Genomic DNA, 23124 nt, shown 5'->3' on the forward strand with positions numbered 1-23124 from the left:
TGGCGAATTTTCAACCGCTCGGCAAAACTGCACACTTTCGGCATGATGACTGTCCTGACGTTCTACCAAACCCTCGGCCCAGCCCTGACATTGCTGGTGATCGCCACGTTCCTGCTGGCCGGCACGGTCAAGGGCGTGATTGGTCTCGGCCTGCCCACGGTGGCCATGGGCATGCTCGGCCTGGCTATGTTGCCGGCACAGGCTGCGGCGTTACTGATCATCCCTTCGACGGTCACCAATCTCTGGCAACTGGCGTTGGGCGGTCACCTGAGTACCTTGCTCAAGCGCCTGTGGCCGATGTTGCTGCTGATTGTCTTCGGCGCCGGGCTGGGCACGCTGTGGCTGGGCATGGACGGTGGGCCGTGGGTGGTACGCGCGTTGGGCGCGGCGTTACTGGTGTATGCGCTGAGTGGATTATTCCTGCCGACCTTCACGGTGCAACCCCGAACCGAGCGCTGGCTGGGCCCGTTGTGCGGGGTTGTCACAGGCGTCATCACTGCAGCTACCGGCGTGTTCGTGATTCCCGCAGTGCCCTACCTGCAGGCATTAAGCTTGAGCCGCGATCAACTGGTGCAGGCGCTGGGGCTGTCGTTCAGCGTATCGACCCTGGCCCTGGCCGGCGGGCTGGCCTGGCGCGGCGCGCTCGGTGGCGGTGAAATCGGCGCATCGTTGTTGGCGCTGGTGCCGGCATTGCTGGGGATGTGGTTGGGCCAGGTGGTGCGCCAGCGCATCAGCGCGCTGTGGTTCAAGCGGGGATTTTTCGGCGGGATGGCGCTATTGGGAGGCCATTTGTTGCTCAGTGGTCAATAATGAGCCCGAGCCGATAACCAGGACAGCCCGTGAAAGCCCGATCCGATGAACTCCAGATCTTTGTCAGCGTAATCGAGTGCGGCTCGATTTCCGCCGCCGCCGAGCAGGTCGGGCAGACGCCGTCGGCGGTCAGCCGTACCTTGTCGCGCCTGGAGGCCAAGCTCGACACCACCCTGATCAACCGCACCACGCGGCGCATGGACCTGACCGAGGAGGGCCGGTACTTCTTCGAGCAGGCCAAGGTGATCCTGGCGCAAATGGAGGCGCTGGAAGAGCGTCTGTCGTCACGCCAGAAAAAACCGGCCGGGCGACTGCGTATCAATGCGGCGGTGCCGTTCATGCTGCACGCAATCATGCCCTATATTGGCGAATTTCGTCGTCTGTACCCGGACATCCAATTGGAGCTGAACAGCGACGACCTGATCATCGACCTGCTTGAGCAAAGCACCGACATTGCGATTCGTATCGGCACCCTGGCCGACTCCACCCTGCATGCCCGTGCGCTGGGCAGCACGCCGCTGCACATCCTGGCCAGCGCCGAATACCTCAGGCAACATGGCACGCCGACCACGGTCGCCGAATTGGCCGAGCACACGCTGCTGGGTTTCAGCCACACCGACACCCTCAACCATTGGCCGCTGCGCCATGCCGAAGGTGACCGCTGGCTGATCCAGCCGGGCGTTGCCGCGTCCAGTGGTGAAACCGTGCGCCACCTGGCATTGCAGGGGCAGGGCATTTGCTGCCTGTCCAACTTCATGACCCATCAAGACATCGATGCCGGGCGCCTGGTCCCACTCCTGGACACCTTCAACAGTGGCTACCGCCAGCCGATCCATGCGGTGTACTACCGCAACTCCCAACTGGCGTTGCGTATCCAATGCTTCCTGGACTTTATCCAGACCAAGCTGGCACGTTACGCCGGCTGATTCGTGACTGCCGCGCAAGAGTGAATTGGGCAACACGGGGTTATTCGCCGCCGGGGGCTGCTGGATACTGGGCTCATCCCTTACCCAGCCAGGAGCACTCTCCATGAATGTATTCGTTACCGGCGCCGCCGGTTTTATCGGCGGCTCCATCGCCACCGGTCTGGTCAAGGCCGGGCACGCCGTCACCGGTCTGGTGCGCAGCGCCGAGCAAGCCGCTGAAATGACGGCACTGGGCATTACCCCAGTGATCGGCACCCTCGATGACGCGGTGATATTGACCGAACAGGCGCAGCACGCCGATGCAGTGATCAATGCCGCCAGCAGCGACCACCGCGCTGGCGTCGAAACCCTGCTGGCTGCCTTGAAAGGCTCCCACAAGCCGTTCCTGCACACCAGCGGCTCGAGCATCGTCGGCGACGCGTCGGGCGGCAAGGCCAGTGATGTCATTTACTTCGAGGACCATCTGCCGGAGCCGACCGCCGACAAGGCCGCTCGCGTGGCGATCGATAACCTGATCCTGGCCGCCGCCAGGGAGGGTGTGAATTCGGCGGTGATCTGTAACACCCTGATCTACGGTCACAGCCTGGGCGTGAAGCGTGACAGCGTGCAATTGCCGCGCTTGCTCAAGCAGGCCCGCAAAAGTGGTGTGGTACGCCATGTGGGGCCGGGGCAGAACATCTGGTCCAACGTGCATATCGAAGACGTGGTTGCGCTGTACCTGCTGGCGCTGACGAAGAATGTGCCGGGCACGTTCTACTTCGTGGAAAGCAGCGAAGCGGCCTTTATCGACATGACCACTGCGATTGCCCAGGCGCTGAACCTCGGTGAGCCGCAGGATTGGCCATTGGCTGAGGCTGAGGCCGAGTGGGGGTATGAAATGGCCAACTACGGGCTGGGCTCCAACAGCCGGGTACGCGGCAAACAGGCCCGTGAACGGCTGGGCTGGGTGCCCAAGCGTACGTCGGTGGTGGAGTGGATTCGCAACGAGATGGTGTGATGTTCGCTTGATACCGAGGTGAGGCCACTCGGGGGCAAGCCCCCTCCCACCTTTGAACTGTGAATACATTCAGAGTGTGGGAGGGGGCTTGCCCCCGATGGCCGCGCCTCGGTCCCAAAGGCTAGCCCCGCGCCGCTCAATTCCGTACCATTCCCCGCCTTATCCCCCGCAACTCCCTGGTACTCCATGAACCTCACCCGTCTGCGCGCCGACGCCCTGGCCGGCCTCACCACGTCATTTGCATTGCTGCCCGAATGCATCGCCTTCGCCCTGGTGGCCCATCTCAACCCGTTGATGGGGCTCTACGGCGCTTTTATCATTTGCACCCTCACCGCGTTGTTCGGCGGCCGGCCCGGCATGGTGTCCGGTGCGGCCGGTTCCATGGCGGTGGTGATCGTGGCGCTGGTGGTGCAACACGGCGTGGAGTATCTGCTGGCGACCGTGTTGCTGGGCGGGTTGATCATGGTCGCCTTCGGCCTGCTGCGCCTGGGCAAGCTGGTGCGCATGGTGCCCCACCCGGTGATGCTGGGGTTCGTCAACGGCCTGGCGATTATCATTGCGCTGGCGCAGTTGGAGCACTTCAAAAGCGGTGAAGCCTGGCTCAGCGGTACACCGCTGTACGTGATGGTCGGGCTGGTCGCGGTCACCATGGCCATCGTCTACCTGCTGCCACGCCTGACCCGCGCCGTGCCGCCCGCCCTGGTGGCGATCCTCGGCGTAGGCCTGGCCGTGTACCTGCTCGGCTTGCCCACCCGCACCCTCGGCGATATGGCGCACATCGCAGGCGGCCTGCCGACCTTCGCGCTGCCGCAGCTCCCCTGGACCCTGGAAACCCTTGGGATCATCGCGCCGTATGCGTTCCTGATGGCAATGGTCGGCCTGCTGGAAACCCTGCTGACCCTCAACCTCACCGACGAAATCACCGAAACCCGTGGCTACCCCGACCGCGAAAGCGTGGCCCTGGGCGCTGCGAATATGGTCTCGGGCCTGTTCGGCGGCATGGGCGGTTGCGCGATGATCGGGCAAACCGTGATCAACCTCAGTTCCGGCGGACGTGGGCGATTCTCCGGCGTGTTTGCCGGGGTGATGATCCTGCTGTTCATTCTGTTTCTGTCGCCGCTGATCGAGCGGATTCCGCTGGCGGCCCTGGTGGGGGTGATGTTCGTGGTGTCCCAGCAGACGTTCGCCTGGGCGTCGTTGCGGGTGATCAACAAGGTGCCGCTCAATGACGTGCTGGTGATCATCGCGGTGACGGTCATCACCGTGTTCACCGACCTGGCGACCGCTGTGCTGTGCGGTATCGTGATCGCTGCGCTGAATTTCGCCTGGCAACAGGCCCGCGAGCTGTATGCCGATGAACACCTGGAAGCCGACGGCAGCAAACTGTATCGCCTGCACGGCACCTTGTTCTTTGCCTCGACCACGCCGTTCCTGAATCAATTCGACCCGGCCAACGACCCGGCCCAGGTGACGCTCGATTGCCGTCACCTGAGCTTCGTCGATTATTCAGCGATTGCCGCGCTGATGACCCTGCGCGAGCGCTACAGCAAAGCGGGCAAGCATTTGCGCGTGCTGCACCTCTCGGAGCGCTGCAAGAAACTGCTCAAGCGCGCCAGGGTTCAGCACGACTGACCTGCAGCAGCCTATGGCCCGACCAGGTTTTCGAGTTCCTGCGCACGGGTCTGGGTCATGTCCAGCACACAGCCGGAACCGTTGACCTGATCAATGGTGCCGCCGGTGGCGCTGCCCGCAAAGGCGCAATTGGCGTCGCGGTATTTGATCCACAGTCGTTGCAGATCCTGCAGTTGCTGCTTGCGGTTGCCTTCCTGGGCGGCCAGCGCGGTCTTGTAAGCCTTATTCAGCCGCGCATCCTGCACCTTGGCCTCCTTGACGTTGCAGCCGACCATGTCGGCGGTGGTGTCTGCGCTGTCCATGCATTTATTCAGCGCCGGGTTATCGGCGGCGGCAGCAGTGCCGCAGAGGGCAAGAAGCAGGGCGCCGGCGGCGAGTGTCGTGCGAATCATCAGTGTGTTCCTGGCATCGATGGGTGTGCAGTGTATGACTCGACCGTGCACGTTGAGTTTCCAGCCTTTATCCGAAGGTCATGTAAGAACACCCCCTGAATTTTCATGCGGCCGCGTCGGGCATATCCCACTGCGACAGCGCTTATCCCTGCGCGGTAATTACTTTCATAAAAATTGAAAACTCACCTTGGTAATGATTTATGAGTTTCACAACCTATTCGACGTGACCCTTTCCGAGGAGTACCGCATGGCCGCATCACCGGGCTTCGGGCTATTGGCATACGCCGCCATCGCCATCATTGCTTTGATCGTGCTGATTGCACGTTACCGGCTCAATCCGTTTATCGTCATCACCCTGGTGTCCATTGGCCTGGCGCTGATGGCCGGGATGCCGGCGGACACCATCATGGGCTCTTACGAGGCGGGCGTCGGCAAGACCCTGGGGCATATCGCCCTGGTCGTGGCGCTGGGCACCATGCTCGGCAAGATGATGGCCGAGTCCGGTGGCGCGGAGCAGGTGGCACGTACGTTGATCAACCGTTTCGGCGAGCGCAACGCCCACTGGGCCATGGTCTGCATCGCGTTCCTGGTGGGGCTGCCGCTGTTTTTCGAGGTGGGATTCGTTTTGCTGGTGCCGATCGCCTTTACCGTGGCGCGGCGCGTGGGCGTGTCGATCCTGATGGTCGGCCTGCCGATGGTCGCCGGCCTGTCGGTGGTGCATGCGCTGGTGCCGCCGCACCCGGCGGCGATGATGGCGGTGCTGGCGTATAACGCCTCGGTCGGGCAGACCGTGCTGTATGCGATCCTGATCGGTATTCCTACGGCGATCATCGCCGGCCCGGTCTATGCCAGGTTCATCGTGCCGCACATTCACCTGCCGGCGGAAAACCCGCTGGAACGCCAGTTTATCGAGCGCGAACCGCGTACCCGTTTGCCGAGCTTCGCGCTGACCATGGGCACCATCCTGTTGCCGGTCGTGCTGATGATGATTGGCGGTTGGGCCAATGTGATTTCCACGCCAGGCACCGGCTTCAACCAGTTCCTGTTATTTATCGGCAACTCAGTGATCGCACTGCTGGTGGCGACCCTGGTAAGTTTCTGGACGCTGGGCCTGGCCCAGGGCTTCAACCGTGAGTCGATCCTCAAGTTCACCAATGAATGCCTGGCGCCCACGGCAAGCATCACGCTGCTGGTGGGGGCGGGCGGTGGCTTGAATCGCATCCTGGTGGATGCCGGCGTCACAAACGAAATCCTCGGCCTGGCCCATGCATTCCAGCTGTCGCCACTGGTGATGGGCTGGTTGTTCGCCGCGCTGATGCGTATCGCCACGGGCTCGGCCACGGTGGCGATGACCACGGCGTCCGGTGTTGTGGCCCCGGTCGCCCTGGGCATGGGTTATCCACACCCTGAATTGCTGGTATTGGCGACCGGTGCGGGTTCGGTGATCTTTTCCCACGTCAACGACGGCGGCTTCTGGCTGATCAAGGAATACTTCAATATGACGGTGATCCAGACCTTCAAGACCTGGACCGTGCTGGAAACCCTGATTTCGGTGGTGGCCTTCGGTCTGACCTACGGTCTGTCCTGCCTTTTGTAACCGGGAACCGCCATGGACATCCTCTACCAGATCCGCGCCCGCCAGGATTCCTTCAGCGCCGGCGAAGGGCGTATCGCCAGGCTGATGCTCGACGACGTGGGCTTTGCCGCGTCGGCCAGCCTGGAAGAACTGTCGCAACGGGCTGAGGTCAGTACCGCCACCTTGTCGCGCTTTGCCCGCAGTGTCGGTTGTCGCGATTTGCGTGACCTGCGGCTGCAGTTGGCCCAGGCCAGCGGGGTTGGCAGCCGCTTCCTGGACCCGGCCGGGCTGCCGGAACAGTCGGCGTTTCATCGGCAGATTCTCGGTGATATCGAAGCGACGTTGCGCCAGCACCTGGCTGGCTTCAATCAGCACAGCTTTGTCGATGCGGTGAGCCTGCTGGGCAAGGCGCGGATGATCCACGCGTTCGGCATGGGCGGCCCGTCGAGCCTGTGCAGCGATGAATTGCAGGTGCGGCTGGTGCGCCTGGGCTATCCGATTGCGGCCTGCCACGACCCGGTGATGATGCGGGTGACGGCCGCGACCCTGGGGCCGGAACAGGCGCTGATCGTCTGCTCGCTGAGCGGACTTACCCCCGAACTGTTGGATGTGGTGACACTGGCGCGCAACTACGACGCGCGCGTTGTCGCCATCACCCTGGCCGATTCGCCGCTGGCCGGGCTGGCGGACGTGCTGCTGCCGCTGCAACCGGCTGAAACCCATTTTATCTACAAGCCTACGGCTGCGCGCTACGGCATGCTGCTGGCCATCGACCTGCTGGCCACCGAGCTGGCGCTGGCCATGCCCGACGCCAACCAGGAACGCCTGCGCCGGATCAAACTCGCCCTGGACGATTATCGCGGCGGCCCTGACAGCCTGCCGCTTGGAGACTGAAATGACGTACGACACGCTGATTCGCCAGGCGCTGATCATTGATGGCGGTGACACGCCTGGGTACCTCGCCGACGTGGGGTTGCGCAACGGGCGTATCGAGACGATCGGCGACCTGTCGGCGGCGACGGCCGTGCATGAAGTTGACGCCACCGGCTATGTACTGGCGCCGGGCTTTGTCGATGTGCACACCCACGACGACACCGTGGTGATCCGCCACCCGCAGATGCTGCCCAAGCTCAGCCAGGGCGTGACCACGGTGATTGTCGGCAACTGTGGCATCAGCGCTTCACCTGTGAGCCTGCGTGGCAATCCACCCGATCCGATGAACCTGTTGGGCAATGCCGAGGCTTTTGCCTACCCGCGCTTTATCGATTATCGCGCGGCGGTTGAACGCGCCCACCCCGCAGTCAATGTCGCCGCACTGATCGGCCACACGGCACTGCGCAGTAATCATATGGACGACCTGCACCGCACGGCCACAGCGCATGAAATCGCGGCCATGCGCATGCAGTTGCAGGAGAGTCTCGACGCCGGTGCCCTGGGTTTATCCACTGGCCTTGCCTACGCCAGCGCAGTCAATGCAGAGACCGATGAGGTGCTGCAACTGAGCGAAGAGCTGACGGCTTATGGCGCGGTGTACACCACGCATTTGCGCAGTGAGTTCGAGCCGGTACTGGACGCGATGGACGAAGCGTTTCTGATCGGCCGACGTGCCAGGGCGCCCGTGATTATTTCTCACCTCAAGTGCGCCGGTGCGGGGAACTGGGGGCGCAGCCCGCAATTGTTGGCGTCGCTTGAGGCCGCGGCGAAAACCCATCCGGTGGGCTGTGATTGTTATCCCTATGCCGCCAGTTCGTCGACGCTGGACCTCAAGCAGGTCACTGACGCGTTCCGCATCACCATCACCTGGTCCACACCCCATCCTGAAATGGGTGGACGTGACTTGCAGGACATTGCCGCCGAGTGGGGCATTGCGCTGATGGACGCCGCTCGCCGCCTGCAACCAGCCGGTGCGGTGTATTACGGAATGGATGAGGCGGATGTGCGCCGTATCCTTGCGCATCCGCTGTCAATGGTGGGTTCCGACGGGTTGCCGGAAGACCCGTTTCCCCATCCCCGATTGTGGGGCGCGTTCCCGCGGGTGCTGGGACATTTCAGTCGCGATGTCGGATTGTTCCCGTTGCACACCGCAGTGCACAAAATGACCGGGCTCTCTGCGGCACGCTTCGGCCTGGCAGAACGCGGCGAAATCCGTGAAGGGCACTGGGCCGACCTGGTGTTGTTCGACCCGTTGCGGGTGCGCGATATGGCGGATTTCAAGACGCCGCAGCGTGCAGCCGAAGGGATAGAGGGGGTGTGGGTCAACGGGGTGTTGAGCTACAGCGCAGGGCAGGCGAACGGCCAACGAGCGGGCCGGTTCCTGGCGCGTAACGGGGATTTGCGTCGGGGCTTTTCACCACTATAGTGGCTGCTTTCGAACATGGAGCGATTGCGATGCACTTAGGAAAAGTCACCCCCATTCTGCGGATGTTCGACGAGGCCAAGGCGCTGGAATTCTATGTCGGCTTCCTGGGGTTCAAGGTCGATTGGCAGCATCGCTTCGAGGCCAATTTTCCGTTGTACCTGCAGGTGTCGCTGGGTGAGTGCGTATTGCATCTGTCCGAGCATCATGGCGATGCGTCGCCGGGCGCTGCGGTGCGGATCCAGGCCCAAGGAATAGACGCTTACCAGCAGCAATTGCAGGCCAAGGACTACCGTTACGCAAAGCCTGATGTAGAGGACACGCCTTGGGGCTCGCGGGAGATGAGCATCAAGGACCCGTTTGGGAATCGGGTGGTGTTTGTCGAGGAAGGGGAGGATTGAATGAATGGCAGCCCCAGTCAGTGACTGGGGCTGCGTCCGGGGCGAGCTTTTCTGTTGTTTACACCCGGAAATGGCTGACCATCTGTTGCAACTGGCTACCCAGCCGCGCCAGCTCTACGCTCGACTTGGCCGTCTCATCACTGGCCGTAGCGGTCTGCTCGGACACATCACGCACATTCACGATGCTGCGGCTGATCTCTTCGGCCACGGCGCTCTGCTGTTCGGCGGCCGCTGCAATCTGCTGGTTCATCGACTGGATGTTCGACACCGTTCGGGTGATGTTTTCCAGCGACACACCGGCCTTGCGCGTGAGGTCCACGCTGCTGTCGGTGAGGCTGCGGCTATTGTTCATCACGTTGGCCACTTGCTGGGTGCCGTTCTGCAAACCGGCAACCAGGCCTTCGATTTCCTCGGTGGATTTTTGCGTACGCTGGGCCAGCCCGCGCACTTCGTCGGCCACCACGGCAAACCCGCGACCGGCTTCACCGGCCCGTGCCGCTTCAATCGCAGCGTTAAGGGCCAGCAGGTTGGTTTGCTCGGCGACGGCCTTGATCACGTCCATTACGCTGCCGATCTTGTTGCTCTCTTGCTGCAAGTGAGCCATGGCGTCAGTGGAGCGTGCCACTTCGGCGGCCAGGCGCTCGATCTGAGCGATGGCTTCTGCCACCACCTTGTCGCCCGCGCGGGCTTGCCCATCGGCCTCGGCTGCTGCAAGGGAAGCCTGTTCGGCGTTACGCGCCACTTCCTGCACGGTGGCGGTCATTTCGTGCATCGCCGTGGCGACCTGGTCGGTCTCGATCTTCTGGCTGTTGACCCCGGCGCTGGTCTGCTCGGTAACGGCTGACAGCTCCTCGGCAGCGCTGGCGATCTGGGTCACGCCGTCACGAATCCCGCTGATCAGTTCACGCAAGGTGGTGCCCATGCGCTGGATGCCTTGTTGCAGCACGCCCAGTTCATCACGGCGGGTAACCTGGATATTGTGGCTCAGGTCGCCGGAGGCAATGCGCTCGACGACAGCCAGGGTGTCTTGCAGCGGGCGGGTGATCTGGCGGGTGATGACCAGGGCCGCGATGATGCCCACCAGCAGGGCCAGCAACGTGCTGATCAATTGCAGGCTGCGGGCCTGGGCGCTTTCGGCGTCGCGGCGTTCCAGCTGGATGTCGTAGAGCTTGTCGCTGATGGTGACGATGTCGGCGCCTTGGGTGGTCATTTCGGCGCGGGCGGTCACGATGTTGGCGTTGGCGGCTTTATAGCTTTGTACAGCGCTGCGATAGGCACCCAGTGCGGTTTCCAGCGAGCCCAGCGCGGTCTGTTGGCTGCTGCCGAAGACGGCAGTGAGGCTTTTCAAGCCGGCGATGGCTTTCTCGATTTGTGCGGCGGCACGGGCTTCGTTTTCTGCGTTGACGTTGTTGGTGTAACCACGGACGTCGTAACGCGCCAGCAGGAACTCTTCCTTGGCATTGGTCACGGCCTGGAACTGTACGAAACGCTCCGGGCTGTCGGGCATCTGCTGCACGCTGGCGTCCAGTGCGTTGATCTGCGCGTTGGCGATGTCGGCCTTGTCGCCCATGACCTCGCGCGCAGCGTTGCCGTTGCGGTAGGCCTCGCGCATTTTGTTCAGGGACTGCTGATAGGCCGTGATGACCGCTTTCTGCTCATTGAGCAGCTTGAGGTTTTCCGGGCTCTTGAAACTGTCCAGCAGTTTTTGTTGCTGGGCAGCGAAGGCGTCGAGACTGGTTTGCACGTTCTGCGCCACGGCTTCATCGCCGTTGGCCAGCATGTATTGCAGGCGCACGATGCGCAGTTTGGTCAACGACGCATTGAGCTGGGTGATGTCGCTCATCCAGTTGCTGCGGTCGATCAAGCCGCCCAGGCTGGTCCAGCCGGTGAGTGCCAGGATCGAGGTGAGAACGAGCACCAGGCCGAAGCCCAGGCCGAGTTTGAGATTGACGCTGATGTTACCGAACCAGCTGTTCATCGAAAGCTCCTTGAAGAGTGATGTCTGTCTGCTGGACGGTGTGTTGTTGTTTGAGCCAGCCAAGATGTGTAGGGCTGTATCGGCGGCAAGGGAAAATTCTGAAGTGCTTTTCTTGCTCGGCGACGTGGGGGCGCCATCACCCTTGGGCAATGGCGACTCAGTGGGCTCAGGACAGCGCGGTGTTGGGCACCACGGTAAGCCGGAGGCAGGAGGCGGCGGCGTGGCTCAGATGCACACTATTGTGGGCAATCCGAGGGTGGCTGGCCTGGCCAGAAGGCTCGCCGCTGTTGGGGTTGACGTCAAAACGCGGAAAGTTGCTGCTGGCGATATCCAGGCGCAACCGATGGCCGCGCTTGAATAGGTTGCAGGTGGCGAACGGCTCGATCAGCACCTTTACTCGCTCACCCGGCGTCAGGGCCGTCGGCTGTTCCCATGAGTCGCGATAACGGCAGCGGCGGATGCCGTCGGTGATGTTCATCGCAAAGCCCTCGGGGTAGTCGGCACTGGGCGGATACACGTCCACCAGCTTGGCGGTGAAATCAGTGTCGGGCGTGTCGCTGTCGATCCACAGTTCGATCTGCACGTCACCGGCGACGATCAGGTCGTCGTCGAGGGGATCGGTCTGGAACACCAGCACGTCATCACGCTGGGCCAGGGGACGGTTATCCCCCAGGGTGCCGAAAAAGTCGGGACGCTCCCGTTGGTCGAAGGCACCGCCGGCAAACACAGGGGCGCCGGAGGTCAGCGCGCCGCCGATGGTCGGGACCGGATGGGCCGGGTCGGCACGGTAACTCAAGTGGGCGTCAGCCTCGACAGGTGCCGTGCGGCTCAACTGCCTGTGTGCATTCAGGTAGAGAGTCAATGTCTGGCTGCCGGGCAGTGGCCATTGCGTGGTGTGCAGCCAGCGGCCCCCATGGTGCAGGCGCCCGTTTTCGTCGCGATGGCCGCTGCCGCCGCCCATCACAAACACCTGCACGCAGGCCGTTGCGGTGCGGGGCGAAGGCTTCAGGGATTGCTCGAACCAGGCCAGGCGGCAACTGAGCCAGTCCTGATCGATCTGCCCGTCAAAGGCAGCTTGCGGGCCGAATTCCACATCGCCGCTGTGGCTGATATTGCGGTCGCCATGCAGCCACGGGCCCATCACCAGGCGTTGGCGGGCCGTACGGTTGTGTGTGAAGGCGCGGTAGTTGGCCAGGGTCGAGCTGACGTAGGCGTCGTACCAGCTGGACATGAACAGCACGGGGATATCGGGCAGTTGCGCGTAGTGGCCTTCGGCGTAAATTCCCGACTGTCGCCAATATTCGCTGAAGGTGCCCTGGGCCCACTGCTCCAGCACGTAGGCTTCATATTCCTGCACATGGCGCAGGGGCGATTGCCCGGGTTGCCACGGCATACGTGTGAACCATTGATGAATATCTTCCTGCTCCAACGCTTCGCGAATCAGCGGGTCGTCCAGGGCTGCCGGGCTTTCCTTGGCCTGGCGATAGGCCCACGTCGCCTGTTTGAGCTCGAAGGCGCCGCCCTGGCGAATCCCGCACTGGTAGGCGTTGGCGAAGCCGCCGCTGTCCAGCACCATGCTGCTCAGGCCCGGTGGGTGCAGGCAGGCCATCGCCAGTTGCGTGTGGGCCGCGTAGGACAGGCCCATGCTGCCGACCTTGCCGTTGCACCAGGGCTGTTGGACGATCCAGGCCAGGGTGTCGAAACCGTCTTCGCCCTCGGCGGTGTACTTGATGAACCTACCTTCGGAGGCGTAGCGGCCACGGCAGTCCTGGAAGATCGCGACAAAGCCTTGCTCGGTAAACCGTGCGGCCATTTGCTCGCGGGAGAGGTGGTGGCCGTCGAGCTGTTTTTCCGAGCGCGAGGGTTTGCTCTTGTCGTAAGGCGTGCGCTCGATCACCACCGGAAACGGTCCACCGCCTGCCGCCGGCAAGTAGATGTCGGTGGCCAGGTGGATGCCGTCACGCATCGGGATCATTTGGTTACGCAGGATGTGCATGGGGATAACACTCATCGATTCAGTACCCGCTCGTCACCGCAATGGCTAGCAACGCCATCGCCAGCACGGCGTAGATCAGGAACAGCGGCAGGATGTAGCGCGCCCATTGGCCCCAGCCGACATTGGCGGTGGCCAATAGAACCAGCAGGCCGCTGGAGGTAGGGGTGATCATGTTGGTCAGGCCATTGCCCATCAAGAATGCGAACACCGTGGTCTGTGGGCTGACGCCGGACAGCTGGCCCAAGGGCCCGAAGATCGGCATGGTCACCGCCGCCTGGCCTGAGGTGGACGGGATCAGCACATCCAGCCCCAACTGCGCGAAGAACATGCCGTAGGCCGACACAATCGGACCGTGGTCACCCACCAGGTTGGCCAGGCTGTTGACGATTGTGTCCAGTACCTGGCCGGTACTGAGGATGATTTCCACCGCGGTGGCCAGGCCGATCAGGACGCCGGCGATCAGCACCTTCTTCATGCCATCGACAAAGGCGCTGGCAGCAGCGCTCGCACCGAGCCCGGCGATCACACTGAAGGCCACCGTCAGCAGCAGGTAGAACGCCGACAGCTCATGGTATTTCCAGCCCCAGCGGTTGGAGGCGTAGACCAGCAAAGCGATACCCGTCAGCAGCACGATCAGGTTGATCAGATGGCGCAGGGGCAACGGTGTACTTTCGAACGTGATCTGCGCCGTCGCATCGAAACCGTGCTTGCGAATGCTCCACAGCACGAAGGCGATTCCCACCAGCAGGACGCTGCAGTAGGCAAGCACGCGCATGCTCAGGCCACTGAAGATCGGTAGCCCGACCATTGGCTGGGCGACGGATAGCGCTACCGGATTGGAGATTGAGGCCAGGTAGCCGATCTTCACCGAGATCGTGACGATGGCCAGCCCGATCAGGTTCGACAGCCCCAGCCGGTTGGCCATGGCGACCATCAACGGCACGATCAGGATAAATTCCTTGGCCAGTCCCATGAAGGTACTGCCGGCGGAAAACACCAGCATCAGGCACGGCACCAGCACATAGATATTGCCCCGTGTCAGACCCAGCATGCGCTCCAGCCCGGCGTCGATCACCCCGGCCTTGTTCAGCACGCCGAACATGCCGCCGATGAACAGCACCATGAAAATCAGCGCAGCACGCTTCTCGATGCCTTGGGGAATGGCCATGAAACCTTCCACCAGGGACACCGGGCGGGCCACGCTATCGCCGGCTTTGCGCGGCTCCAGGGCGAACAGTTGGCCCAGGGAATCGTGCTTTTCCAGGACCTGGTAAGAGCCCGGTATCACCAGGCCATTCTGGCGCTGGAACGTGCCCGAGTTCACCGCGTAGGTAAACGCCACTGCGAGCAGGACGATGCTCAGCAGGATGATGGCGGGATTGATCTGCTTGCGTTGCGTGGTATTTCCCACCGCTGCTTGGGTAGGGATGCTCTGGGATTCGCTCATGCTGGTGGCCCCGGCGTGCGCCGTTATTGTTATAGGGGTGACACGTGTGGGGCGGACACTAGGGCAAAGTTTTTACGACGACAATGTTATGCGTGAGGTGGGTTGGGCTATGCGTTTTGTGCGGTCAGACGCTGCTTGAGGTGTTCGGCAAACGCGTTCACCCGTTGCGACCTGGGCTCATTGGCGCGAAACGCCAGGCCGAATGCGTAGGGCAGCGCCGGGCGAAACGGACGGGTGACGATGGGCAAATGCAGGAAGTGGCTGGCCAGCAGACCATTGACGATCGACACCCCGAGGCCCTCGGCCACGAAGCTGCACGCAGCCCCGACCGAGTGCACCTCGACCCGCACCTGCGGCGTGAGGTTGGCGGCACGAAACACCTGGTTCAGCTCGGCCCGCAGCGCCCGTTGCCGGCCGAGCATCACCAGCGGCACGTTGCGCAGGTGCTGCACTTCGATGCAGGCGTGACGGGTCAACGGATGCTCGGCGGGCATTACACAGACACCTTCGGTTTGCAGCACCGGCTCGACATCGAAATCAGGGATTTGCGTGGGCAGGCGCACAAAACCCAGGTCGGCCGAACGGTCCAGCACTGCACGCTCGATCATGTCGTAGGAGCCGGTCAACAACTCAACGACAGTGTCGTCATGGCCCTTGAGAAACTGCGCCACGATGCGCGGCAACAGTTCCTGGGTCATGCTGGTGGGCACTGCGACCTTGAGCAGGCTTTTGCGTGAGCGCCCTACGCGCATTTCATCGGCCAGGCGCTGGATGCGCTGCATGCCATCCACCAGTCCGGCGACTTCGGCGAGCAATTCCTCGGCTTCCGGTGTGGCCATCAGGCGGCCCTTCTTGCGCAGGAACAACGCAAAACCCAAGTGCTCTTCCAGCTGGCTCAGCAAGCGGCTGACCGCCGATTGCGAGAGGCCCATGCGCGTCGCGGCGCCGATGGTCGAGCCCGTGGACATGATCGCCTTGAAGGCTTCGAGTTGCTTGAGATTCACCGTGTTTTTCCTGTCGGTTGGGAAGGGCGGCCGGTGCTTCACGCATAGCCTGATGCGCTTCTCGCATAACGTTGTGGGGCTGTCGACGAGCCGTTAGTGTCCTCTCCAACGCGACATGCCGTCCAGCCTGGCGCGCGGTGCAACTGCCCATAAAAAAACACAACATGGCATTGAGGAAGAGTGTATGCGTGAGTTTTTCACGAAGGGAGGAATGGTCTCGGCGGGGCTGCTGACGAGCCTGTCACCGGCCTTGATGGCCCAGGGTTTCTGGGAGGATTCCCATGGCCGATTGACCTTGCGTAACGTCTATTTCAACGACGGTTACCGCGACGGTGGTGAAGACCGCAAGGAATGGGCCCAGGGTTTTCTGCTCAACCTCCAGTCAGGCTATACCGAGGGTGCCGTGGGCTTTGGCCTGGATGCCTTGGGGCTGGCGGGCCTGCGTCTGGACTCCAGCCCGACGCATGCCGGTACTGGCTTGTTACCCGTGCACGACGACGGTCATGCGGCCAGTGAATTTTCCAGCCTGGGTGTCACGGCCAAAATGCGCTGGGGCGATGCGGTGGTGAAAACCGGCACGTTACTGCCGAAAATTCCGCTGCTGGTGCACAACGATGGCCGCCTGTTGCCGCAGACCTTCCAGGGCACCCAGGTGCAATACACCGGCCTTCGCGACCTGTACCTGCACGCCGGGCACCTGGACAAATTCAAGTTGCGTAACTCCACTGACAGTGTGGATATTTATCCCCAGGGCTACAGCGGAAAAAAGGGGAGTGATTTCGATTTTGCCGGCGCTAGCTACGCGTTTACGCCGAAGCTCAGCGGCACCTGGTACTACGGTGAAATGCGCCAATTCTATCGCCAGCAATTCTTTGGCCTGGTGCATAAGCAGCCGCTGGGTAGCGGCACGCTGACCAGTGACTTGCGCTACTTCATCAGCAACCAAGCGGGTGAAGCGCGTAACGGCGAGGTCGACAGTGATATGTTCAGCGGTCTGTTCACTTACCGCCTGGGCGCGCAGGCGCTGGGTGTTGGCTATCAGAAAGTCAGCGGCGAGACGGCGTTGCCGTATGCCAGCGTCTCGACCGTGTATTCCTTCAGTAACGCCGGCGTGGGCAAGTTCATTCAGGCCGGGGAACACACCTGGATGCTGCGCTACGACTATGACTTCGCGGCGGTACTGCCGGGCTTGAGTTTCATGACCCGTTACTACAAAGGGCAAAACGGCGAGTTCAAGGGACGGGAGGCGCGGGAATGGGAGTCCGACACGAATCTGCGCTACGTGGTCCAGGACAGCACCTTCAAAGGCCTGGGTGTGGAGTTGCGCAAGGCCACTTATCGCTCGACTTATGCCAGTGACCGGGACAACTACCGGTTGTACCTGACCTACGACCTGGCGCTCTGGTAGCCGGGGAGGGGGCTGATCATGGGCCGGTCTTGTGTGCTAGTCTGCGGGCCCTTTTAGTTCTGGATGGCGCAGTAAACAGCGTTGTCCTACAGCGGAGCCTCTTCATGTCCGAAGTTAATCTGTCCACCGACGAAACCCGCGTCAGCTACGGTATCGGCCGTCAGTTGGGCGACCAACTGCGCGACAACCCACCGCCGGGCGTCAGCCTCGATGCGATCCTGGCCGGCCTGACCGACGCGTTCGGCGGCAAGCCAAGCCGTGTTGACCAGGAACAGATGGCGGCCAGCTTCAAAGTGATCCGCGAAATCATGCAGGCCGAAGCCGCTGCCAAGGCTGAAGCCGCAGCAGGCGCGGGCCTGGCATTCCTGGCTGAAAACGCCAAGCGTGACGGCATCACCACACTGGCTTCCGGCCTGCAATTTGAAGTATTGACTGCCGGTGATGGCGCCAAGCCAACCCGTGAAGATCAAGTGCGCACTCACTACCACGGCACGCTGATCGACGGCACTGTGTTCGACAGCTCCTACGAGCGCGGTCAGCCTGCAGAATTCCCGGTCGGCGGCGTGATCGCCGGCTGGACCGAAGCCCTGCAACTGATGAATGCCGGCAGCAAATGGCGCCTGTACGTGCCGAGCGAACTGGCTTACGGCGCGCAAGGTGTTGGCAGCATTCCTCCGCACAGTGTTCTGGTATTCGACGTCGAGCTGCTCGACGTTCTGTAAGACCTGTTGTTGATTACCTGTTGGGGCGAACACGTTCGCCCCAACAGGGATTTGCCGGTTTCTTCATGGATGGAACTTGCCATTAAGCTCCGTCGCCGGGCGCAACGCTCGGGCATAGCAGAACAAAAACAGATTCCTTACCACTTCCTTCAGCACACCAGGCTCACTGGAGCTCAGGCCATTCACGTCCAGGTCGCCCTGGTCCTGCAGTTCATTCAGCGCTTCTTCTTCAAGCACCGCACAGACTTCGCCGGTTTCCCGATGCAGGATCCGCAGGTAAGGATGGGGGCGGTCCAGCCAGGCATCTATCAAATAAGTCATGGTCGTTCTCCTTGATGGGTTTCAATGAGAATAATTCTTATTCGTAGAATAGCAAGTATCTATTGGCGGTTTGCGATTTTTTTGTGTGGGTATTTGAGACAGGTCAACAGGAGGGCCAAGCGCCATCCCGCGGCGGGCGCGGGATGGATGCAGCAGATTCAGACTTTGCGCACGAACTCGGACTTGAGCTTCATCGGACCGATGCCGTCAATCTTGCAGTCGATATCGTGGTCGCCGTCGCACAGGCGGATATTCTTGACCTTGGTGCCGACCTTGACCACCAGGGAGGTGCCCTTGACCTTGAGGTCCTTGATCACGGTGATGGTGTCGCCGTCCTGCAGGACGTTGCCCACAGAGTCTTTCTTCACGGTTTCATCGCCCGCGACTTCGGCCTCGCCATTGGCGGACCATTCATGGGCGCATTCCGGGCAGACCAACTGGGTGCCGTCTTCGTAGGTGTATTCGGAATTGCATTTCGGGCAGGGTGGCAACGTGCTCACTAAAGCTCCTTGGGAGTCAGGATGGCTAAAAGTCGCACATTATATAGGGTTTTGTGGTCTTGCAGGCTGTATGACATCCAAATGTGGGAGGGGGCTTGCCCCCGATTGCGGCGTGTCAGCCACCTTATACGTTGGCTGACCTGCTGCTATCGGGGGCGAGCCCCCTCCCACATTGTCCTGCGTCGCTGGTGATTTTAGTGAGTGCGGGCGACCGCAAACTCACTCAGCTCAACCAGGGCATCCCGGTATTCGCTGGCGGGCAAGGCTTCCAGGCACTTGATCGCACGGGCCACGTAGTCACGCGCCAGTTGTGCGGTGTATTCCAGCGAGCCCGACGCCTCCACGGCGGCACGGATAGCCTCCAGGTCTTCGATCCCGCCTTTCTGGATCGCCTTGCGCACCAGTGCAGCCTGCTCCGGCGTGCCTTCGCGCATGGTGTAGATCAGCGGCAGGGTCGGCTTGCCCTCGGCCAGGTCGTCACCGACGTTCTTGCCCAGGGTCTCGGCGTCGCCCTTGTAGTCGAGCAGGTCGTCCACCAGTTGGAACGCCACGCCCAGGTGGTCGCCAAAGGTGCGCAGGGCTTCGGCCTGTTCGGCGGTGGCGCCGCACAGTGCCGCGGCGCTGTGGGTGGAGGCTTCGAAGAGCATCGCGGTCTTGCCGCGAATCACTTCCATGTAGGTTTCTTCGGTGGTGCTGGCGTCGCGGACCTTCGACAGCTGCAGCACTTCGCCTTCGGCGATGATGCGCGTGGCCTGTGAAAGAATCTTCATCACCGGCATCGAGCCCAGTTCAACCATCATTTCGAACGAGCGCGAGTACAGGAAGTCGCCCACCAGTACACTCGGCGCGTTGCCCCACATGGCATTGGCGGTCTCGCGGCCACGGCGCATGCCGGACATGTCGACCACGTCGTCATGCAGCAGGGTGGCGGTGTGCAGGAATTCGATGGTGGCGGCCAGCAGGCGCAGGTCATCGCCTTCGCGGCCCAGGGCCTTGCCGCACAGCAACACTAATAAAGGACGCAGACGCTTACCGCCGGCCGACGTAATGTAGTCGCCAATTTTGGAGACCAGCGGCACTTTTGACGTCAGCTGCTGCTTGATGATGCCGTCGACGGCGCTAAAATCGTCCGCGACCGCGCGGTAGAAAGCTTGGGGTTGCATCAGCGACAGTCGCTCCAGAAGGGTTGCGCGGCATGCTAGGACCCTGACCCCGCAGTGTCAAGGCGCGATAGACGGCCCCTTGCAACACCCCTTTACCTTGCGTACAATCGCGCACCCTGAACTTCCTGGGCAGCACCTGCCTTACGCAATTGCATTCGGGACGTCCATCCCATGCAGCCATGCCAGCCAATACCTCTTCTTATAAAGCGCTGGGTGAGCAGGATTATCGGAGAAATACCATGTCGTACGCAGTAATTGTTACTGGTGGCAAGCAATACAAAGTCGCCCCAGGTGAATACCTGAAGATCGAAAAACTGGAAATCGCCACTGGCGAATCCGTGACGTTTGATCGCGTTCTGTTGGTCGCCAATGGCGATGACGTGAACATCGGCGCTCCAGTTGTTGCTGGCGCTACCGTTGTGGCTGAAGTGATCTCCCAAGGTCGTCACGATAAAGTCCGCATCATCAAGTTCCGTCGTCGTAAGCACCACATGAAGCGTATGGGCCACCGCCAGTGGTACACCGAGATCAAAATCACCGGTATTCAGGCTTAATTTCAGCCTAATTCCTCACTAGGAGAATTGACTCATGGCACACAAAAAAGCTGGTGGTAGTACCCGTAACGGTCGCGACTCAGAAGCCAAACGCCTTGGCGTGAAGATGTATGGCGGCCAGAAAATCATTCCGGGCAACATCATCGTGCGTCAGCGCGGCACCCAATTCCACGCCGGTTACGGTGTTGGCATGGGTAAGGATCACACCCTCTTCGCTAAAATCGAAGGCGTGATCAAGTTTGAAGTAAAAGGCGCGTTCAACCGCCGTTACGTGAGCGTTGTCGCCGCTTAATTGCGCGATCGCTGGAAAAGCCCTGTCTCGCGACGGGGCTTTTTCGTTTATGGGGTGAGTCTCTTGCAAAGCTGTTTGTGATGGGCTCCGGGGCTGGATTTGCGGTCGCTGATTGAGGTCGCTGCGCTCATTTTTGCAAGAGTCTTATGTCTTGGTTTCTTAAGCTCGTCCGTGCGGCGAGAGGCGTTTTGTTATGAAGTTCGTTGATGAAGTTTCCATCCGAGTAAAAGCAGGCGACGGCGGTAACGGTTGCATGAGTTTCCGTCGCGAGAAGTTCATTGAAAACGGTGGCCCAAACGGCGGTGACGGCGGTGACGGCGGTTCCATCTACATGATGGCCGACGAAAACCTCAACACCCTGGTCGACTACCGTTACACCCGGCACTTTGATGCCGAGCGTGGCTCCAACGGCGGCAGCACCGACTGCACCGGTAAAAAAGGCGAAGACCTGGTACTGCGCGTACCGGTCGGTACCACGATTATCGACTCCGCTACCCAGGAAGTGATCGGCGACCTGACCAAGGCCGGCCAGAAGCTGATGGTGGTGCAGGGCGGCTGGCACGGTCTGGGTAACACCCGATTCAAGTCCAGCACCAACCGTGCACCGCGCCAGACCACCCCAGGCAAGCCGGGCGAGCAGCGCGACCTCAAGCTGGAAATGAAAGTACTCGCCGACGTAGGCCTGCTGGGCCTGCCGAACGCCGGCAAAAGTACCTTCATTCGCTCGGTCTCGGCCGCCAAGCCGAAAGTTGCCGACTACCCGTTCACCACCCTGGTGCCGAACCTGGGCGTGGTCAGCGTCGACCGCTGGAAGAGCTTTGTGATCGCCGACATCCCAGGCCTGATCGAAGGTGCTTCCGACGGCGCAGGCCTGGGGATTCGCTTCCTCAAGCACTTGTCGCGCACCCGTTTGCTGCTGCACCTCGTCGACATGGCGCCACTGGATGACACCAGTGCAGCCGACGCCGCCGAAGTGATCGTCAGCGAGCTGACCAAGTTCAGCCCGGCCCTGGCCGAGCGTGACCGTTGGCTGGTGCTGAACAAGTGCGACCAGATCCTTGAAGAAGAGCACGAAGAGCGCGTCAAGGAAATCGTCGACCGCCTGGAGTGGGAAGGTCCGGTCTATGTGATCTCGGCCATCGCCAAAGAAGGCACCGAGCGCCTGACCCGCGACATCATGCGCTACCTGGAAGACCGCGCCGACCGCCTGGCGGCCGACCCGGTGTTCAAGGCCGAGCTGGCCGAACTCGACCAGCAGATCGAAGACGAAGCCCGCGCCCAGCTGCAAGCCCTGGACGACCAGCGCGCCCTGCGCCGCAGCGGCGTGAAGTCGGTGCACGACATCGGTGACGATGATTGGGACGAAGAAGACGTGGATGACGAAGACGGTCCGGAAATCATTTACGTGCGCGACTGATTCGTTGCGATAAACTTGAACGCCGCTCCTTATAGAGCGGCGTTTTGGTATCCGGGTATAACGTTATGGGCGGCGCTGGGTCGCGCGGCCCTCACTCTAAGGTTGAAGATGATGCGGAGCAAAGTGACAGGTGCGCAGCGCTGGGTCGTGAAGATCGGCAGTGCGTTGCTGACAGCGGATGGCAAGGGGCTGGACCGTGCAGCCATGAGCGTCTGGGTCGAGCAGATGGTGGCCTTGCATGAGGCCGGTGTCGAGTTGGTGCTGGTCTCGTCCGGGGCGGTTGCCGCCGGGATGAGCCGCCTCGGCTGGACCGCGCGACCCAGCGCGATGCACGAACTGCAAGCCGCCGCCGCCATCGGCCAGATGGGCCTGGTGCAAGCCTGGGAGTCCAGCTTTGCCGAGCACGGCCGCCACACGGCGCAGATCCTGCTGACCCATGACGACCTGTCCGACCGCAAGCGCTACCTCAACGCCCGCAGTACCTTGCGTGCGTTGGTGGAGCTCAAGGTCATCCCGGTGATCAACGAGAACGACACCGTGGTCACCGACGAAATCCGTTTCGGCGACAACGACACCCTCGCGGCGCTGGTAGCCAACCTGGTGGAAGCCGACCTGCTGGTGATCCTCACCGACCGCGACGGCATGTTCGACGCTGACCCGCGCAACAATCCCGACGCCCAGCTTATCTACGAAGCCCGGGCCGATGACCCGGCGCTGGACGCCGTGGCCGGCAGCGTCGGCGGTGCCCTGGGCCGTGGCGGCATGCAGACCAAGTTGCGCGCCGCGCGCCTGGCCGCGCGTTCCGGCGCCCACACCATCATCGTCGGTGGGCGCCTGGAGCGCGTGCTGGATCGCCTCAAGGCGGGCGAGCGCATCGGTACGCTGCTGTCGCCGGAGCGTGGCATGCTGGCGGCGCGCAAGCAGTGGCTGGCCGGGCACCTGCAAACCCGTGGCACCCTGGTGCTGGACGAAGGCGCGGTATCGGCGCTGTCCCAGGGTAACAAGAGCTTGCTGCCGGTGGGCGTCAAGCGGGTGCAAGGCAGCTTCCGCCGAGGCGAGATGGTGGTCTGCGTGGCGCCGGACGGTCGTGAGATCGCCCGCGGCCTGGCGAACTACAGTGCCCTGGAAGCGCAGAAGATTATTGGACAATCGTCCGACGCGATTGTCGGACTCTTGGGTTACATGGCCGAGCCGGAACTGGTTCACCGCGACAACCTGATCCTGGTTTAACC

At 61.8% G+C, this 23124-nt stretch carries 22 protein-coding genes and 1 pseudogene; 14 read left to right on the forward strand and 9 right to left on the reverse strand.

Features of this window, described 5'->3' with window-relative positions; genetic code table 11:
• Positions 1–42 precede the first annotated feature (42 nt).
• The 4 genes from BFQ04_RS12980 (at position 43) to BFQ04_RS12995 (ending at position 4365) form a co-directional block, all read left to right on the forward strand.
• On the forward strand, positions 43–810 hold the full coding sequence (locus BFQ04_RS12980; protein WP_065951173.1) for a sulfite exporter TauE/SafE family protein: 768 nt from the start codon (positions 43–45) through the stop codon (positions 808–810).
• Positions 811–839: 29 nt separating this feature from the next.
• On the forward strand, positions 840–1736 hold the full coding sequence (locus BFQ04_RS12985) for a LysR family transcriptional regulator (protein ID WP_065951174.1): 897 nt from the start codon (positions 840–842) through the stop codon (positions 1734–1736).
• Between the two features lie 103 nt (positions 1737–1839).
• Positions 1840–2733, forward strand: a complete 894-nt coding sequence (locus BFQ04_RS12990; protein ID WP_065951175.1) for an NAD-dependent epimerase/dehydratase family protein — start codon at positions 1840–1842, stop codon at positions 2731–2733.
• Between the two features lie 186 nt (positions 2734–2919).
• A complete protein-coding gene (locus tag BFQ04_RS12995; protein WP_065951176.1) occupies positions 2920–4365 on the forward strand; it encodes a SulP family inorganic anion transporter in 1446 nt (481 codons plus the stop codon).
• A gap of 11 nt (positions 4366–4376) precedes the next feature.
• Here BFQ04_RS12995 and BFQ04_RS13000 read toward each other — a convergent pair whose 3' ends face one another.
• On the reverse strand, positions 4377–4757 hold the full coding sequence (locus BFQ04_RS13000) for a lysozyme inhibitor LprI family protein (protein WP_065951177.1): 381 nt from the start codon (positions 4755–4757) through the stop codon (positions 4377–4379).
• A gap of 247 nt (positions 4758–5004) precedes the next feature.
• On the opposite strand from BFQ04_RS13000, the gene BFQ04_RS13005 reads away from it, so the two are divergent.
• The 4 genes from BFQ04_RS13005 to BFQ04_RS13020 are packed head-to-tail and all read left to right on the forward strand — an operon-like array spanning position 5005 to position 9090.
• Positions 5005–6354: a GntT/GntP/DsdX family permease gene (locus BFQ04_RS13005; protein WP_175413282.1), complete on the forward strand. Its 1350-nt coding sequence runs from the start codon at positions 5005–5007 to the stop codon at positions 6352–6354.
• A gap of 12 nt (positions 6355–6366) precedes the next feature.
• The gene (locus tag BFQ04_RS13010; protein ID WP_065951179.1) at positions 6367–7227 is read left to right on the forward strand and encodes a MurR/RpiR family transcriptional regulator; all 861 of its coding nucleotides are present in this window, start codon (positions 6367–6369) and stop codon (positions 7225–7227) included.
• A gap of 1 nt (position 7228) precedes the next feature.
• The gene (locus BFQ04_RS13015) at positions 7229–8692 is read left to right on the forward strand and encodes an N-acyl-D-amino-acid deacylase family protein (protein WP_065951180.1); all 1464 of its coding nucleotides are present in this window, start codon (positions 7229–7231) and stop codon (positions 8690–8692) included.
• Positions 8693–8721: 29 nt separating this feature from the next.
• On the forward strand, positions 8722–9090 hold the full coding sequence (locus BFQ04_RS13020; RefSeq protein WP_065951181.1) for a glyoxalase superfamily protein: 369 nt from the start codon (positions 8722–8724) through the stop codon (positions 9088–9090).
• A gap of 58 nt (positions 9091–9148) precedes the next feature.
• Here BFQ04_RS13020 and BFQ04_RS30410 read toward each other — a convergent pair whose 3' ends face one another.
• The 5 genes and pseudogenes from BFQ04_RS30410 to BFQ04_RS13040 all read right to left on the reverse strand — a co-directional run bounded on the left by BFQ04_RS30410 (position 9149) and on the right by BFQ04_RS13040 (position 15515).
• A complete protein-coding gene (locus BFQ04_RS30410) occupies positions 9149–10012 on the reverse strand; it encodes a methyl-accepting chemotaxis protein (protein WP_371914502.1) in 864 nt (287 codons plus the stop codon).
• Between the two features lie 39 nt (positions 10013–10051).
• A pseudogene (locus BFQ04_RS30415) lies at positions 10052–11068 on the reverse strand (methyl-accepting chemotaxis protein); the annotation flags it as partial.
• 166 nt (positions 11069–11234) lie between these two features.
• Complete coding sequence (locus BFQ04_RS13030) at positions 11235–13064, reverse strand: CocE/NonD family hydrolase (RefSeq protein WP_065951183.1); 1830 nt, start codon at positions 13062–13064, stop codon at positions 11235–11237.
• Between the two features lie 19 nt (positions 13065–13083).
• Positions 13084–14511 (reverse strand): YfcC family protein, encoded by a 1428-nt coding sequence (locus BFQ04_RS13035; protein WP_065951184.1) that lies wholly within the window; start codon positions 14509–14511, stop codon positions 13084–13086.
• A gap of 107 nt (positions 14512–14618) precedes the next feature.
• Entirely contained in the window at positions 14619–15515 is an 897-nt protein-coding gene (locus tag BFQ04_RS13040; protein WP_065951185.1) for a LysR family transcriptional regulator, read from the reverse strand.
• 184 nt (positions 15516–15699) lie between these two features.
• On the opposite strand from BFQ04_RS13040, the gene BFQ04_RS13045 reads away from it, so the two are divergent.
• Positions 15700–16923, forward strand: coding sequence for an OprD family porin (locus tag BFQ04_RS13045; RefSeq protein ID WP_065951186.1), 1224 nt, complete (start codon positions 15700–15702; stop codon positions 16921–16923).
• Between the two features lie 104 nt (positions 16924–17027).
• The gene (locus BFQ04_RS13050) at positions 17028–17645 is read left to right on the forward strand and encodes an FKBP-type peptidyl-prolyl cis-trans isomerase (protein ID WP_065951187.1); all 618 of its coding nucleotides are present in this window, start codon (positions 17028–17030) and stop codon (positions 17643–17645) included.
• Positions 17646–17708: 63 nt separating this feature from the next.
• Here the strand turns inward: BFQ04_RS13050 and BFQ04_RS13055 are convergent, their stop codons facing one another.
• The 3 genes from BFQ04_RS13055 to BFQ04_RS13065 form a co-directional block, all read right to left on the reverse strand.
• On the reverse strand, positions 17709–17966 hold the full coding sequence (locus tag BFQ04_RS13055; RefSeq protein WP_003194088.1) for a PA4570 family protein: 258 nt from the start codon (positions 17964–17966) through the stop codon (positions 17709–17711).
• A gap of 158 nt (positions 17967–18124) precedes the next feature.
• Complete coding sequence (locus tag BFQ04_RS13060; RefSeq protein ID WP_005791320.1) at positions 18125–18466, reverse strand: zinc ribbon domain-containing protein YjdM; 342 nt, start codon at positions 18464–18466, stop codon at positions 18125–18127.
• Between the two features lie 194 nt (positions 18467–18660).
• The gene (locus BFQ04_RS13065) at positions 18661–19629 is read right to left on the reverse strand and encodes a polyprenyl synthetase family protein (RefSeq protein ID WP_057724030.1); all 969 of its coding nucleotides are present in this window, start codon (positions 19627–19629) and stop codon (positions 18661–18663) included.
• Between the two features lie 239 nt (positions 19630–19868).
• On the opposite strand from BFQ04_RS13065, the gene rplU reads away from it, so the two are divergent.
• The 4 genes from rplU to proB all read left to right on the forward strand — a co-directional run bounded on the left by rplU (position 19869) and on the right by proB (position 23122).
• Positions 19869–20183, forward strand: coding sequence for a 50S ribosomal protein L21 (gene rplU / locus BFQ04_RS13070; protein WP_003176051.1), 315 nt, complete (start codon positions 19869–19871; stop codon positions 20181–20183).
• A 34-nt stretch (positions 20184–20217) separates the two neighbouring features.
• Complete coding sequence (gene rpmA / locus BFQ04_RS13075; protein WP_003176049.1) at positions 20218–20475, forward strand: 50S ribosomal protein L27; 258 nt, start codon at positions 20218–20220, stop codon at positions 20473–20475.
• A gap of 193 nt (positions 20476–20668) precedes the next feature.
• Positions 20669–21892: an Obg family GTPase CgtA gene (cgtA, locus tag BFQ04_RS13080; protein ID WP_065883536.1), complete on the forward strand. Its 1224-nt coding sequence runs from the start codon at positions 20669–20671 to the stop codon at positions 21890–21892.
• Between the two features lie 111 nt (positions 21893–22003).
• Complete coding sequence (gene proB, locus BFQ04_RS13085) at positions 22004–23122, forward strand: glutamate 5-kinase (RefSeq protein ID WP_065951188.1); 1119 nt, start codon at positions 22004–22006, stop codon at positions 23120–23122.
• Positions 23123–23124 lie beyond the last annotated feature (2 nt).

It is taken from the genome of Pseudomonas sp. 37 R 15, assembly GCF_900004865.1.
GTDB lineage: Bacteria > Pseudomonadota > Gammaproteobacteria > Pseudomonadales > Pseudomonadaceae > Aquipseudomonas > Aquipseudomonas fluorescens_AM.

Excerpts from the sequence above, each read along its gene's own strand:
- BFQ04_RS13015 (WP_065951180.1), top strand. The coding sequence starts at position 7,229 with ATGACGTACGACACGCTGATTCGCCAGGCGCTGATCATTGATGGCGGT.
- BFQ04_RS13010 (WP_065951179.1), top strand. The coding sequence starts at position 6,367 with ATGGACATCCTCTACCAGATCCGCGCCCGCCAGGATTCCTTCAGCGCC.
- BFQ04_RS13035 (WP_065951184.1), bottom strand. The coding sequence starts at position 14,511 with ATGAGCGAATCCCAGAGCATCCCTACCCAAGCAGCGGTGGGAAATACC.
- BFQ04_RS13030 (WP_065951183.1), bottom strand. The coding sequence starts at position 13,064 with ATGCACATCCTGCGTAACCAAATGATCCCGATGCGTGACGGCATCCAC.
- rplU (WP_003176051.1), top strand. The coding sequence starts at position 19,869 with ATGTCGTACGCAGTAATTGTTACTGGTGGCAAGCAATACAAAGTCGCC.
- proB (WP_065951188.1), top strand. The coding sequence starts at position 22,004 with ATGCGGAGCAAAGTGACAGGTGCGCAGCGCTGGGTCGTGAAGATCGGC.
- BFQ04_RS13020 (WP_065951181.1), top strand. The coding sequence starts at position 8,722 with ATGCACTTAGGAAAAGTCACCCCCATTCTGCGGATGTTCGACGAGGCC.
- BFQ04_RS13000 (WP_065951177.1), bottom strand. The coding sequence starts at position 4,757 with ATGATTCGCACGACACTCGCCGCCGGCGCCCTGCTTCTTGCCCTCTGC.
- cgtA (WP_065883536.1), top strand. The coding sequence starts at position 20,669 with ATGAAGTTCGTTGATGAAGTTTCCATCCGAGTAAAAGCAGGCGACGGC.
- BFQ04_RS12995 (WP_065951176.1), top strand. The coding sequence starts at position 2,920 with ATGAACCTCACCCGTCTGCGCGCCGACGCCCTGGCCGGCCTCACCACG.
- rpmA (WP_003176049.1), top strand. The coding sequence starts at position 20,218 with ATGGCACACAAAAAAGCTGGTGGTAGTACCCGTAACGGTCGCGACTCA.
- BFQ04_RS30410 (WP_371914502.1), bottom strand. The coding sequence starts at position 10,012 with ATGGGCACCACCTTGCGTGAACTGATCAGCGGGATTCGTGACGGCGTG.
- BFQ04_RS13065 (WP_057724030.1), bottom strand. The coding sequence starts at position 19,629 with ATGCAACCCCAAGCTTTCTACCGCGCGGTCGCGGACGATTTTAGCGCC.
- BFQ04_RS13005 (WP_175413282.1), top strand. The coding sequence starts at position 5,005 with ATGGCCGCATCACCGGGCTTCGGGCTATTGGCATACGCCGCCATCGCC.
- BFQ04_RS13055 (WP_003194088.1), bottom strand. The coding sequence starts at position 17,966 with ATGACTTATTTGATAGATGCCTGGCTGGACCGCCCCCATCCTTACCTG.
- BFQ04_RS13045 (WP_065951186.1), top strand. The coding sequence starts at position 15,700 with ATGCGTGAGTTTTTCACGAAGGGAGGAATGGTCTCGGCGGGGCTGCTG.
- BFQ04_RS13050 (WP_065951187.1), top strand. The coding sequence starts at position 17,028 with ATGTCCGAAGTTAATCTGTCCACCGACGAAACCCGCGTCAGCTACGGT.
- BFQ04_RS12980 (WP_065951173.1), top strand. The coding sequence starts at position 43 with ATGATGACTGTCCTGACGTTCTACCAAACCCTCGGCCCAGCCCTGACA.
- BFQ04_RS12990 (WP_065951175.1), top strand. The coding sequence starts at position 1,840 with ATGAATGTATTCGTTACCGGCGCCGCCGGTTTTATCGGCGGCTCCATC.